General features: G+C 70.5%; 12 protein-coding genes. 7 read left to right on the top strand and 5 right to left on the bottom strand.

The genetic code is table 11. From position 1 onward, the window contains the following. Positions 1 to 47 precede the first annotated feature (47 nt). Positions 48 to 1,643: a Na+/H+ antiporter gene (locus QFZ76_RS33810; protein WP_307677238.1), complete on the bottom strand. Its 1,596-nt coding sequence runs from the start codon at positions 1,641 to 1,643 to the stop codon at positions 48 to 50. Between the two features lie 86 nt (positions 1,644 to 1,729). Between QFZ76_RS33810 and QFZ76_RS33805 the strand changes: the two genes are divergently transcribed. The 3 genes from QFZ76_RS33805 (at position 1,730) to QFZ76_RS33795 (ending at position 3,769) form a co-directional block, all read left to right on the top strand. Next, positions 1,730 to 1,990 (top strand): UBP-type zinc finger domain-containing protein, encoded by a 261-nt coding sequence (locus tag QFZ76_RS33805; protein WP_266433934.1) that lies wholly within the window; start codon positions 1,730 to 1,732, stop codon positions 1,988 to 1,990. Between the two features lie 250 nt (positions 1,991 to 2,240). Then, complete coding sequence (locus QFZ76_RS33800; protein ID WP_019058277.1) at positions 2,241 to 2,654, top strand: anti-sigma regulatory factor; 414 nt, start codon at positions 2,241 to 2,243, stop codon at positions 2,652 to 2,654. Further along, positions 2,651 to 3,769, top strand: a complete 1,119-nt coding sequence (locus QFZ76_RS33795; RefSeq protein WP_307677237.1) for an RNA polymerase sigma factor SigF — start codon at positions 2,651 to 2,653, stop codon at positions 3,767 to 3,769. Before QFZ76_RS33800 ends, QFZ76_RS33795 begins: the two co-directional genes overlap by 4 nt. Before the next feature lie 81 nt (positions 3,770 to 3,850). Here the strand turns inward: QFZ76_RS33795 and QFZ76_RS33790 are convergent, their stop codons facing one another. Next, positions 3,851 to 4,300 carry a hypothetical protein gene (locus tag QFZ76_RS33790; RefSeq protein ID WP_307677236.1) on the bottom strand — a complete coding sequence of 150 codons (450 nt, stop codon included), beginning with the start codon at positions 4,298 to 4,300 and terminating at the stop codon, positions 3,851 to 3,853. 116 nt (positions 4,301 to 4,416) lie between these two features. Between QFZ76_RS33790 and QFZ76_RS33785 the strand changes: the two genes are divergently transcribed. Continuing rightward, positions 4,417 to 5,385: a diacylglycerol kinase family protein gene (locus QFZ76_RS33785; RefSeq protein ID WP_266433938.1), complete on the top strand. Its 969-nt coding sequence runs from the start codon at positions 4,417 to 4,419 to the stop codon at positions 5,383 to 5,385. Positions 5,386 to 5,704: 319 nt separating this feature from the next. Next, positions 5,705 to 5,962 carry a WhiB family transcriptional regulator gene (locus QFZ76_RS33780; RefSeq protein ID WP_006142322.1) on the top strand — a complete coding sequence of 86 codons (258 nt, stop codon included), beginning with the start codon at positions 5,705 to 5,707 and terminating at the stop codon, positions 5,960 to 5,962. 190 nt (positions 5,963 to 6,152) lie between these two features. On the opposite strand, the gene QFZ76_RS33775 is transcribed toward QFZ76_RS33780, so the two are convergent. Beyond that, positions 6,153 to 7,628 carry a sensor histidine kinase gene (locus QFZ76_RS33775; RefSeq protein ID WP_266433940.1) on the bottom strand — a complete coding sequence of 492 codons (1,476 nt, stop codon included), beginning with the start codon at positions 7,626 to 7,628 and terminating at the stop codon, positions 6,153 to 6,155. A 374-nt stretch (positions 7,629 to 8,002) separates the two neighbouring features. Continuing rightward, positions 8,003 to 8,635, bottom strand: coding sequence for a TetR/AcrR family transcriptional regulator (locus QFZ76_RS33770; RefSeq protein WP_307677235.1), 633 nt, complete (start codon positions 8,633 to 8,635; stop codon positions 8,003 to 8,005). 97 nt (positions 8,636 to 8,732) lie between these two features. Here QFZ76_RS33770 and QFZ76_RS33765 point away from each other — a divergent pair, with 97 nt between their 5' ends. Beyond that, on the top strand, positions 8,733 to 9,485 hold the full coding sequence (locus tag QFZ76_RS33765; protein WP_307677234.1) for an SDR family oxidoreductase: 753 nt from the start codon (positions 8,733 to 8,735) through the stop codon (positions 9,483 to 9,485). Positions 9,486 to 9,645: 160 nt separating this feature from the next. After that, positions 9,646 to 10,431, top strand: a complete 786-nt coding sequence (nagB, locus tag QFZ76_RS33760) for a glucosamine-6-phosphate deaminase (RefSeq protein ID WP_307677233.1) — start codon at positions 9,646 to 9,648, stop codon at positions 10,429 to 10,431. Positions 10,432 to 11,453: 1,022 nt separating this feature from the next. Here nagB and QFZ76_RS33755 read toward each other — a convergent pair. Next, positions 11,454 to 12,950, bottom strand: a complete 1,497-nt coding sequence (locus QFZ76_RS33755; protein ID WP_307677232.1) for a glycoside hydrolase family 3 protein — start codon at positions 12,948 to 12,950, stop codon at positions 11,454 to 11,456.

The raw sequence follows: 12,950 nt of genomic DNA, 5'->3' as shown, positions 1-12,950 counted from the left end.
CGCGCTTGGGTCTTGGGCGCTTGGGTCTTGAGCTCTTGGCCGGATGCTCACGCCGCCTCCCGATAGGCGGCCGCCTCCTCCAGGTCCAGCCGGCGCAGCAGCGTCCGCAGCATCTCGTCGTCGATGTAGCGGCCGTCGCGGAGCTTGACGAAGACCGCGCGCTCGGCGCTGATCATCTGCCGGGCCAGACGGCGGTAGGTGTCGTCGACGGTTTCGCCGGTGAGGGGGTTGACCTGGCCAAGGCGTTCCCAGACGGCGTTGCGGCGGCGTTCCAGGACGCTGCGGAGGCGGTCTGCGAGCGGCGGTGGGAGGGCGTTGCGCTCGTCGGAGAGGAGTTCGTCCAGGCGGCGCTCGGCGGCCCGGGAGGCCTGCGCCTGGGCGTTCGCCTCGGCGAGGGTCTCGGCCTGGGCGTCCCGGCCGGGGAGTTTCAGGAGGCGGATCAGCGGGGGCAGGGTGAGGCCCTGGAGGACCAGTGTTCCGATGACCGTGGTGAAGGTCAGGAAGAGGATGAGGTTGCGCTCGGGGAAGGGCTCGCCGCCGTGCATCGTCATCGGGATGGAGAAGGCGATGGCCAGGGAGACCACGCCTCTCATGCCGGCCCAGGAGATGACGAACGGCGCCTTCCAGGTGGGGTTCTCCTCGCGTTTCCGGATACGGGCCGACAGGTGGCGGGGCAGGAAGGTCGCCGGGTACACCCACACGAACCGGGTCGCCACGACGACGAGGAAGACGGCGACCGCGTACCAGGCGGCGCGGCCGCCCTCGTACTCCCCGAGGCCCCTGAGGATCACGGGCAGTTGCAGCCCGATCAGGGCGAACACCGCCGACTCCAGGACGAACGCGACCATCCTCCACACCGCGTCCTCCTGGAGGCGGGTCGCGAAGTCGACCTCCCACGCGCGGTGTCCGAGATAGAGCGCGACCGTGACGACCGCGAGGACACCGGAGGCGTGCACCTGTTCGGCGGCGGCGTACGCCACGAACGGGATCAGCAGGGACAGCGTGTTCTGCAGCAGCGCCTCCTTGAGGTGGGTGCGCAGCCAGTGGATCGGCACCATCAGCACCAGCCCGAAGCCGACGCCGCCGACCGCCGCGAGCAGGAACTCGCCGATCCCGCCGGCCCAGGTGGCGCCCTCGCCGACCGCCGCCGCCAGGGCCACCCGGTAGGCGGTGATCGCGGTGGCGTCGTTCACCAGCGACTCGCCCTGGAGGATCGTGGTGACCCGGGAGGGCAGCCCGACCCGGCGCGCGACGGCCGTGGCCGCGACCGCGTCCGGCGGCGCCACCACCGCGCCCAGCACCAGCGCCGCGGTCAGCGGCAGGTCCGGCACGATCAGGTAGGCGGCCCAGCCCACGGCGAAGGTCGCGAAGAGGACGTACCCGACGGACAGCAGAGCCACGGGCCGCAGTTGTGCGCGCAGATCCAGGTACGAGCTGTCGGTGGCCGCCGTGTACAGCAGCGGGGGCAGGATGAGCGGCAGCACGATGTGCGGATCGAGGGTGTAGTCCGGGACCCCCGGCACGTACGAGATCACGAGCCCGGCGGCGACCAGCAGCAGCGGAGCCGGCACGGGGGTCCGGCGGGCGGCCGCGGCGATCACCGCGCTGCCCGCCACCAGCAACAGCAGGGGCATCACGTCCATGATCCTCGCCCACCCTCGTTCATCGTCCTTCGCCCGCCCTCGGTATTCCGCGCGGTCGCCCGCACAGCCGTCGTAACCTGGCAATCATGAAACAGTGCACGCACGCCGACGCGCTGCCGCACCCGGAACCCGGGCCGCTGAGCGAGACCTGCCTGGAGTGTCTGGCGACCGGCACGCACCCGGTACAGCTTCGGCTGTGCCTGACCTGCGGCCACGTCGGCTGCTGCGACTCCTCTCCGCATCGGCATGCGACGGAGCACTACAAGGACTCCGGACACCCGATCATGCGGACCTTCGAGCCCGGTGAGGCATGGCGGTGGTGCTTCGTCGACCACGTCCTCGTATGACCCCCGATCCGGACGGTTCGACCGTCTGACGCCTGGGTACGTCAACCCGGCGCGCGCTCTTCCCAATTGGGTCCGCGAACCCCCTAGCCACGGAGCGTGTTCGCATGTTTACTATGAGTGACAGCGCGGGGTTGGGGTCCTGGGGACAGGAATGTTGAGAGCGCGGTAGCGTCACCGCAGAACCACGTATCGCGTTACCCCGGGGGGCGACCCTCGGCCCCGAGAAGCTTGTACCACCTTGGAGGTGAGGGTGTCCCAGATCGCAGGCGAGCCCGCGACCCAGGACTTCGTCGAAGTCCGGCTGCCGGCTGCGGGTGCCTACCTGTCGGTGCTGCGTACGGCCACGGCCGGTCTCGCGGCCCGTTTGGACTTCACCCTCGACGAGATCGAGGATCTTCGCATCGCGGTGGACGAGGCCTGCGCGATCCTGCTGCAGCAGGCCGTGCCCGGCTCCGTACTCAGTTGCGTCTTCCGCCTTGTCGACGACTCACTGGAGGTCACCGTCTCGGCGCCGACCACGGACGGTCACGCCCCCGCGCGGGACACCTTCGCCTGGACCGTGCTGTCGGCCCTCGCGGGCAAGGTCTCATCGGCGGTCGACGAGGACAAGACCGTTTCGATCAGCCTCTACAAACAGCGCGGCGCGGGACCCGGGCCGGCGTGAGGGACGGGGACGGGCCGGTGCGGGACGAAGAGCGCGGCACACGGGAGCTGCCGGTCGCCGAGGACACGGGCGGCCCGAGCACGTCCCGACGCATGGCGGACGGCATCGACGGCATCCCCGAGCAGGCCCGTCCGCACCCGGAGGACGACTCCTCGGAGACCGGCCTCGTGGACGACGGGCAGGGTGATCGGGAAGGTGCCGCACAGAGCACGCCTCTGGACGGACGGATCGGGGTGTCCCCTGTCCGAGCGCAGGCGAGGGCTCGGGGAAGGGCTACGGGCGGGACGATGAGCGAGCACGAGCGAAACTCCGACAACGAGGCGAAGGCCCCGCAGCGCGTGCAGGCCACGCGGCACGACCCTCAGGACCGCAGCGGGGCGCGTGCCTTGTTCCTGGAGCTGCGCACCCTGAAGGACGGCAGCCCGGAGTACGCGGAGCTGCGCAACAGGCTGGTCCGCATGCACCTGCCGCTCGTCGAGCACCTCGCGCGCCGTTTCCGGAACCGGGGAGAGCCGCTGGACGACCTCACCCAGGTCGCCACCATCGGCCTGATCAAGTCGGTCGACCGCTTCGACCCGGACCGCGGGGTGGAGTTCTCGACGTACGCGACCCCGACGGTCGTCGGCGAGATCAAGCGGCACTTCCGCGACAAGGGCTGGGCGGTGCGGGTGCCGCGCAGGCTCCAGGAGCTGCGCCTCGCACTGACCACGGCTACGGCCGAGCTGTCCCAGCAGCACGGCCGCTCCCCGACGGTGCACGAGCTGGCCGAGAAGCTGGCCATCTCGGAGGAGGAGGTCCTGGAGGGCCTGGAGTCCGCCAACGCGTACTCCACGCTGTCCCTGGACGTCCCCGACACCGACGACGAGTCCCCGGCGGTCGCGGACACCCTGGGCGCGGAGGACGAGGCACTGGAGGGCGTCGAGTACCGGGAGTCGCTCAAGCCGCTCCTCGAGGACCTGCCCCCGCGCGAGAAGCGGATCCTGCTGCTGCGGTTCTTCGGCAACATGACCCAGTCGCAGATCGCGCAGGAGGTCGGCATCTCGCAGATGCACGTGTCCCGGCTGCTGGCCCGGACACTGGCACAGCTGCGGGAGAAGCTGCTGGTGGAGGAGTAACGCCTCAGGGGTAACGCTCAGGAGTAACGCTCCGGGAGCAATGCTTCGGGGGCAACGCTTCGTGAGCAGCGCCTGTGGCGGTTACTTCTGCACGTTGCCGGGCCCCCGGATCCCGAGGGCCCGGGTCGTCTCCGCATTGATGAGCAGCACCAGCGAGGTGAGGGCCACGACGGCGAGGGCGATGCCCGCCGGGATCGCCACGCTGTCGGCCTGAAGCAGGTTGTAGGCCACCGGCAAGGCCATGATCTGGGTGATGACGGCCGGCCCCCGGCTCCAGCTGCGCCGGGCGAGCAGTCCGCGCGCGGCGAGCAGCGGCAGCAGCGCGAGCACGATCAGGGTGATGCCGCCGGTGACGGCCGACTGCCGGTCGTCCGGGTCCCCCGCGAAGCCCTCCACCAGCATCCAGGCACCGCCGACGGCCAGGGTGAGCCCTTCCAGCGCGGTCAGCGCCGCCGCGGCGGTCAGCCGGCCGGGACGGGGCTCCGCTCGGGCGGAATCCGCGGCTTCGGGGGTGGGGTTTTCAGCGCTCACCCCAGCAGAGTAGCTCTCGGTCCGTACGCCCTCGTGGCGAGGTTCACGCCCGGAAGTCTTACTTGATCCCTACCTCGCCCTGTGCCCGGTACCACCCAGTAGGTACGCTGCAACTCATGCGTGCACTTCTCGTGGTCAATCCGGCGGCAACCACCACAAGCGCACGTACGCGCGACGTCCTGATCCACGCGCTCGCGAGCGAGATGAAGCTCGAGGCGGTCACCACCGAGTACCGCGGCCATGCGCGCGACCTGGGCCGCCAGGCGGCGGAGAGCGCGGACGTCGACCTGATCGTGGCCCTCGGCGGCGACGGCACGGTCAACGAGGTGGTCAACGGCCTCCTGCACGCCGGCCCCGACCCGGAGCGCCTGCCCGGCCTCGCGGTGGTCCCCGGCGGCTCGACCAACGTCTTCGCCCGCGCCCTGGGGCTGCCCAACGACGCCGTGGAAGCCACCGGCGCCCTGCTCGACGCCCTGCGCGAGGGCAGCGAACGTACGGTCGGCCTGGGCCTGACCTCGGGCACCCCCGGCACGGACGACGAGGCCGTGCCGCCCCGCTGGTTCACCTTCAACGCCGGACTCGGCTTCGACGCCGGTGTGGTGGGGCGCGTCGAGCAGCAGCGCGAGCGCGGCAGAAGGTCCACCCATGCGCTCTACGTCCGCCAGGCGATGCGCCAGTTCTTCGGCGAGGCGCACCGGCGGCACGGGACGATCACGCTGGAGCGGCCGGACACGGAGCCGGTGACCGATCTGGTCCTCTCCATAGTCTCGAACACCTCTCCGTGGACCTTCCTGGGCAACCACCCGATGTACGCGTCACCTAAGGCCTCGTTCGATAAAGGCCTCGACGTACTCGGTCTCAGCCGTATGACGACGACCGCGGTTGCCCGGTATGGCACCCAGTTGCTCACTTCGTCCCCCGAGCGTGGACCGCACGGCAAGCACGCGGTATCCCTGCACGACCTGGACCAGTTCACCTTGCATTCGAAGGTGCCGCTACCCCTCCAGATGGACGGCGACCACCTCGGACTGCGTACGAGCGTGACGTTCACAGGCGTACGCCGTGCACTGCGTGTGATTGTGTGAGCAGAAGGGGCCAAAGTCCTTTCACTCGAACGTTTAGACCAGGGTCCACCCCATGGAAGTACGGCTGTGACCTAGTCGACACCGAGGAATCAAAAAAAACTTTCCAGAAGGGGTTGTATCCGCCGCTGAGGTTTGCGAGTCTCTACGTGGCGATCGGGACGGCCCGCAGCATCGGTCTCAGCAGATCACCGGAACCCCTCTCCAAATCACAGGACCACACCAGGGAACCTGGCAGTCGGCCCTTCACTTGTTGAGGGATTCGTGAAAGCGTTCACATTCACAAGCAACCTGAATGTAATACCAAGGAGAGGTAGCAGCCATGGACTGGCGTCACAACGCCGTTTGCCGCGAGGAAGACCCCGAGCTCTTCTTCCCCATCGGCAACACCGGTCCTGCGCTGCTGCAGATCGAGGAAGCCAAGGCCGTCTGCCGTCGCTGTCCCGTTATGGACCAGTGCCTGCAGTGGGCGCTCGAGTCCGGCCAGGACTCCGGCGTCTGGGGTGGTCTCAGCGAGGACGAGCGCCGCGCCATGAAGCGCCGCGCCGCCCGCAACCGGGCCCGTCAGGCTTCTGCCTGACACACCCGCCCCGCAAACAGCCTGAGCTTGGCGGCGCGTACAGCGAGTACGCATCTCCCGCCCCCGAGCCGCAGCGCGCAGTACCCCCGATGCGCAGCAAATGCTGGCAACGAGCATGTTGGGCCCCGGACCTTGAACGGTCCGGGGCTCTTTGCTGTGCGCCGACTCCGGTCCGGCCTCTCGCGCGGCGCTACTTGTGGGCCCGCACCGGAATGTCCAGGATCACCTGGGTTCCCCGCTCCGGAGCCGGGACCATGTCGAACGTGCCGCCCAACTCGCCCTCCACCAGGGTTCGTACGATCTGCAGGCCGAGGTTGCCGGCGGTGTGCGGGTCGAAGCCCTCGGGGAGGCCGACACCGTCGTCCTGGACGGTGACGAGGAGGCGGGACTCCTTGGTGGTGCCGCCGCGGACCGCGGAGACCTCGACGGTGCCGGTGTCGCCCTCGCGAAAGCCGTGTTCCAGGGCATTCTGAAGGATCTCGGTCAGGACCATGGACAGGGGTGTGGCGACCTCCGCGTCCAGGATGCCGAAGCGGCCGGTGCGCCGGCCGGCGACCTTGCCCGGCGAGATCTCGGCGACCATGGCGAGGACTCGGTCGGCGATCTCGTCGAACTCCACGCGCTCGTCCAGATTCTGGGACAGCGTCTCGTGCACGATCGCGATGGACCCGACCCGCCGTACCGCCTCTTCGAGCGCCTCGCGGCCGCTCTCGGAGTCGATGCGCCGGGCCTGGAGTCTCAGCAGCGCCGCCACCGTCTGGAGGTTGTTCTTGACGCGGTGGTGGATCTCCCTGATCGTCGCGTCCTTGGTGATCAACTCGCGCTCGCGGCGGCGCAGTTCCGTGACGTCGCGGAGCAGCACCAGTGAACCGATCCGGGTGCCCTTGGGCTTGAGCGGGATCGCCCGGAACTGGATCACACCGTCGCGGGCCTCGATCTCGAACTCGCGCGGCGCCCACCCGCTGGCGACCTTGGCGAGCGCCTCGTCCACCGGCCCGTGGGTGGGCGCGAGTTCGGCGGTGGTCTTGCCGAGGTGGTGGCCGACGAGGTCGGAGGCGAGGCCCATCCGGTGGTAGGCGGACAGCGCGTTCGGCGAGGCGTACTGGACGACGCCGTCCGCGTCCAGGCGGATCAGGCCGTCGCCGACGCGGGGCGAGGCGTCCATGTCGACCTGCTGGTTCGCGAACGGGAAGGAGCCGGCCGCGATCATCTGCGCGAGGTCCGAGGCGCTCTGGAGGTACGTCAGCTCCAGGCGGCTCGGAGTGCGCACGGTGAGGAGGTTGGTGTTGCGCGCGATGACACCGAGCACGCGCCCTTCCCGTCGTACGGGAATCGACTCGACGCGGACCGGGACCTCTTCGCGCCACTCCGGGTCGCCCTCGCGTACGATCCGGCCCTCGTCGTGGGCGGCGTCCAGCAGGGGGCGGCGGCCGCGGGGGACGAGGTGGCCGACCATGTCGTCCTGGTAGGAGGTGGGGCCGGTGTTGGGCCGCATCTGCGCTACGGACACATAGCGGGTGCCGTCGCGGGTGGGGACCCACAGTACGAGGTCGGCGAAGGAGAGGTCGGAGAGCAGCTGCCACTCCGAGACCAGCAGGTGGAGCCACTCGAGGTCGGAGTCGTCGAGGGCTGTGTGCTGGTGTACGAGTTCGTTCATGGAGGGCACGTGTGCGAGCGTACCCGGGCATATGGGCGGGCCCGAAAACACCCGCGGGCCGCGGCGCCTGAGAGGGACCCTCAACCCTCCCGGCACCGCAGCCCGGAGCAACATCGACCGTGGGGTGTGCGGTCCCAGTCGGCCGAAGGATGAGGACCCGGGGCAGTCAGGGCAGAGAGCTCCGGTTCCTCGGTCCGCCTTCCTGTGCGGGGAAGGCGGAAGCATGCTGGTTTTTACTTGTCCCTACGCATTGTGGACTAGACCACTTCGTGTGTCCATGCGTTGAAGCCTGTTTGTTGTTGGGACTTTCCTGCGGGCGTCACTGCGGTGTCCCCGGTAGTTGGACGCCCTGGCATCCACCACGCAGCCTAACCCGTGTGGGTTCATGTGCGGGGCCAGATGGTCATGGCAATTTCCGCGAGCGCCTCCAACTCCCCCCGGCTCGCGCCGTCGCGCGCCTGTTGGGACATGCCCTGGATGACCGCGCCGGTGTGCCGGGCGAGGGCGGCGGCGTCGGTGTGGGGCGGGAGTTCACCCGCGGCGATGTCGGCCTTGATACGACTCTCGAACGCGGCGATGTTGGCGTTGCGACGATCCCGCAGGGACTGCTCGACCTCGGGGGTCGAGCAGTTGGCGGCCGCGTGGATCACGAGACAGCCGGAAGGGTGGGCGGGGTCGGTGTACTCGACGGCGGCCTCCCGCAGCATGCGCTCGACGGCGGCACGGGCCGTGGGCTCCTCGGCGAGGGCGCGGTCACCGAAGGAGCCGTACTTCGTGCCGTACTCCCGCACGACCTCCTCGAACAGCGAGCGCTTGTCGCCGAAGGCCGCGTAGAGGCTGGGGGCACCGATGTCCATCACGCGGGTGAGGTCCGAGACCGACGTGGTCTCGTAGCCGTGCTCCCAGAAGGCGAGGAGCGCCTTCTCCAGCGCGGTCTCGCGGTCGAAGGAGCGGGGGCGACCTCGGGGCTTGGGTGCGGTCCTGGCCTGCGCTTTCGTCTCCTCGCTGCTCACCATGGAGTGAATTGTATAGCGGCTGCTAGAGAAATGTCGGGGTCGTGTTGTACGGTCTTTTCTGTAGCGACCGCTAGGGAAATACGAAGGGGGCGCCGACATGGGCGTGCTTGCGGGCAGGACGGCTCTGGTCACCGGGGCGAACAGGGGCATCGGCCGAGGAATCGCCGAGCGGCTGGGTCGTGACGGCGCCCGGGTCGCGGTGCACTACGGCAGGAACGAGGCGGCGGCCAAGGAGACGGTGGCGGCGATCGAGGCCGCCGGCGGCTCGGCCTTCGCGATCGGGGTCGAACTGGGGCTGCCGGGAGACGCCGAGGCCCTGTGGGAGGAGTTCGACCGGCACGCGGACGGCCTTGACATCCTGGTGAACAACGCCGCCATCGGAAGCTCCAGGCCGATCGAGGAGCTCGACGAGGAGGAGTACGACACGGTCTTCGCGGTGAACGTGAAGGCACCGTTCTTCCTGGTCAAGCACGGCATACCCCGCCTGCGGGACGGCGGCCGGGTCATCAACATCTCGTCGGGGCTCGCCCGGACAGCGGCGATGCCGAACAACATGGCGTACGCCATGACGAAGAGCGCGCTGGACGTGCTCTCCCGGGACCTGTCGAAGGTGCTCGGCCCCCGGAACATCACCGTGAACTCGGTGGCACCGGGGATCATCGCCACCGACAACACCTACGAGCTGCTGCACAAGAGCGAGGACGCGTGGGCGGACGCGGCGGCGCTGTCGGCGCTGGGCCGGGTGGGCGAGACCGCCGACGTCGCGGACGTGGTGGCGTTCCTGGCGTCGGATGGCGGCCGGTGGGTCACGGGGAGTTGGGTGGACGTGACGGGAGGTTCGCTGACGTAGGACTGCGCCGGCACAGCGCGCCTGCGTCACCCTTGTTCTGCCACCTGGGCCGTAGGAGCCGCCTCTGTTAGATTGGTCTAAACCACATAGGCCCTATCGGGTCATAGGTGAGTGCCCCTCTTCAGAGTCGAGTGCCCCTCTTCAGATCGGCAGGCCCAGCGTGGAAGTTGTCATCGTTCCGGACGCCAAGTCGGGCGGCGAGCTCATCGCCGAGGCCATGGCACAGTTGCTGCGGCGCAGGCCCGACGCCCTGCTCGGCGTGGCCACCGGCTCGACGCCGCTGCCCATCTACGAGGCGCTGGCGGCGAAGGTGCGCTCCGGTGCCGTGGACGCCTCTCGGGCGCGGATCGCGCAGCTCGACGAGTACGTGGGGCTGGCCGCCGAGCACCCGGAGTCGTACCGCTCGGTGCTCAGGCGTGAGGTGCTGGAGCCGCTCGGGATCGGGATGGACGCGTTCATGGGGCCGGACGGCACGGCGGAGGACGTGCAGGGAGCGTGCGAGGCGTACGACGGGGCGCTGGCCGCGGCCGGCGGGGTGGACCTTCAGCTGCTGGGGATCGGCACCGACGGGCACATCGGGTTCAACGAGCCGTGCTCCTCGCTGGCCTCGCGGACCCGGATCAAGACGCTGACCGAGCAGACCCGCGTCGACAACGCGCGGTTCTTCGACGGTGACATCGCACAGGTGCCGCACCACGTCATCACACAGGGCATCGGGACGATCCTGGAGGCGCGGCACCTGGTGCTGCTGGCGACGGGCGAGGGCAAGGCCGACGCGGTCGCCGCGACCGTGGAGGGACCAGTCGCCGCGGTGTGCCCCGCCTCGGCGCTGCAGCTCCACCCGCACGCCACGGTCGTGGTCGACGAGGCCGCCGCGTCCAAGCTGAAGCTGGCGGACTACTTCCGGCACACGTACGTCAACAAGCCGGACTGGCAGGGGATTTAGCAGGGCGGGATACACGAAGGTGCCGGCTGCCCCGAGGGGGCTGACCGGCACCTTTGTCGTGCGGGGTCGTGCGGGTGGGGTGGCCGGGGGCCCCAGCCTCGCGGGAGCTTGTCCGCCGGGGGGACTGGCGTCCCGACCGCCGGGGTCGGGGTCTCAGCCCCCGCGGGAGCCTCTCCACCGGGTGGGACTGGCGTGCCGCCCGCACGGCGAGCCTGTCCGCTGGGTGAGGTTGGGCCCTGCGGGGCCCGCCCGTCGGCTGGGGTTGCCAGCTGTTGGCCGGGGACTGTGGACGAGGACGGTTTAACTCGATCGTGTGATGGTCGACTTCCGGGCTTGCGGCGTCCTGGTCCGTTCGGGCTACGGTGATCGTGTGATCTGGGACGCCGGGTACGGCGCCAGCGTGCGGGGCCCCCGCTCCACCGGAGTGATGGTTCGGGGCCTCCCCGTCGCCTCTGGCTGTACCCATCTGGCCAGGTCACGCAGGGAACCGGCCTCCCGGGATCGGACCACGGACAGGATCCGTGTCGCTGCCCCGGGGTCGAGTACGCCGGGGACCAGTGCGCCCAAGACCGTTCGGGGCGTGCGGCTGAGCGGACTCACTCCTGCTCAGTCCACAGGAACGGTTGACGTCCTGCCCGTGCGGGAGCCCGCCGGGTGGGGTGGGGCCCGGCCCGCTCGGGAGCCTGCCCGCCTGGCGGAGTTGGGGCCCCGCACGCACGGCGAGACTGACCGCCGAGCAGGATGCAAACACCGGCCTGCGCGGGAGCCCGCCCGCCCGGCGGAGTTGGGGCCCCGTCCCGCTCAGGACCCTGCCCTCCGGGCGGGATGCAGGCCCCCCGTACAGGGCGCCTGCCGCCTCCCCCAAACGGAAGCCTGCACGCCAGGCCCGCAGGAGCCGTCGTGCCGGGCGGGCGCAAGGTACCGCCAGCGGCCACTGAGCGGCCACTGCCCCGGCGGCCACTCCCTCCGAGGCCGCGCCCCTGCGGCCGCTCCCCCGAGGTTGCCCCGCCTCGCCAAACCGGCTACACCCCCGCGATGACCTCCGCCGCCACCCGCCCGCAGACGCGGGCCGCGCCGTGGGTGGCGATGTGCAGGGCGCCTCGGGGGGTGGCCTGGGGGAGGCCCATTTCGACCACGATCGTGTCGGGGCGGGCCGCCATTAGGGTGTCGAGGGCCGCGGCCGTCCAGGGGTGGCGGTGTTCGTCGCGGACGACGGCCACGATGCGGCGCCCGTCGGCCGACCGCAGGGCCGTGTGTGCGGCGTCCTCGTCGGTGAAGGTGCCCGTCCGCGTGCCGGGGAGCAGGCGGGACAGCTCCGCGGCCACACCCCAGGGGGTCTCGTCACCCACGGCGAAGTTCGCCACCGGGGTGAACGCGGCGACGTACGGCGGTTCGGTGAGCGGAGTGAAGGTCTCCCCGCCGGTGAGCCGCAGGGCACGCCGGGCCGCGCGCAGACCGACGTCATCGCCGAGGGAGTCCGGCGGGACGTCACCCGCTGTGCGGGCCGCCGATGCCGTCCACCGGGCCAGCTCGCGTACCCGTTCCGCGGCGTCCGCCAGGCGGGCCTCGGGGAGTTCGCCGGTGCGTACGGCGGTGATCAGGGCGTCGCGCAGGCGGCGTACCGTCGCGTCGTCGGCCAGGCCACCGCCCACGCAGATCGCGTCGGCGCCGGCGGCGAGGGCGAGGACGCTGCCGCGTTCGATGCCGTAGGTGCCGGCGATGGCCTGCATCTCCATGCCGTCGGTGACGACGAGGCCGTCGTAGCCGAGTTCGCGGCGGAGCAGGTCGGTGAGGATCCGGCGGGACAGGGTGGCCGGGCGTTCCGGATCCAGGGCCGGGACCAGGATGTGGGCGGTCATGAGCGCTCGGGTGCCGGCGGCGATGGCCGCGCGGAACGGGGCCAGTTCGCGTTCGCGCAGCGCCGGGGCGTCCACGTCGATGCGGGGCAGCGCGTGGTGGGAGTCGACCGCCGTGTCGCCGTGGCCCGGGAAGTGCTTGGTGCAGGCGGCGACGCCGGCCGACTGGAGGCCGGTGACGTAGGCCGCGGTGTGCCGGGCGACCAGGTCGGGCTCGGCGCCGAAGGACCGTACGCCGATCACCGGGTTCGAGGGGTTCGAGTTCACGTCGGCCGACGGGGCCCAGTTGAGGTTCACGCCGCAGGCCGCGAGGCGGCGGCCGAGTTCCGACGCCACCTCCCGCGTGAGTGACGTGTCGTCCACCGCGCCCAGCGCGTTGTTGCCGGGGAAGCTGGAGCCCGTCCGCACCTCCAGGCGCGTCACGTCTCCGCCCTCCTCGTCGATCGCGACCAGGACGTCGTCGCGTTCGGCGCGCAACTGTGCCGTCAGCGCGGCGAGTTGTTCGGGTGAGGCTATGTTGCGGCCGAACAGGCCGACGGAGGCGAGGCCCTCGCCCAGGCGGCGCAGCAGCCAGTCTGGGGCGGTGGTGCCCGGGAAGCCGGGCTGGAGGACCGTCAGCGCGTCGCGCGTGAGAGTGTCCGTACCGCTGGCGAATGTCGTCAT

This window comes from Streptomyces sp. V4I2 (assembly GCF_030817655.1).
In the GTDB taxonomy this organism is placed as follows: domain Bacteria; phylum Actinomycetota; class Actinomycetes; order Streptomycetales; family Streptomycetaceae; genus Streptomyces; species Streptomyces plumbiresistens.
This window is presented reverse-complemented; position numbering and strand designations above follow the sequence as displayed.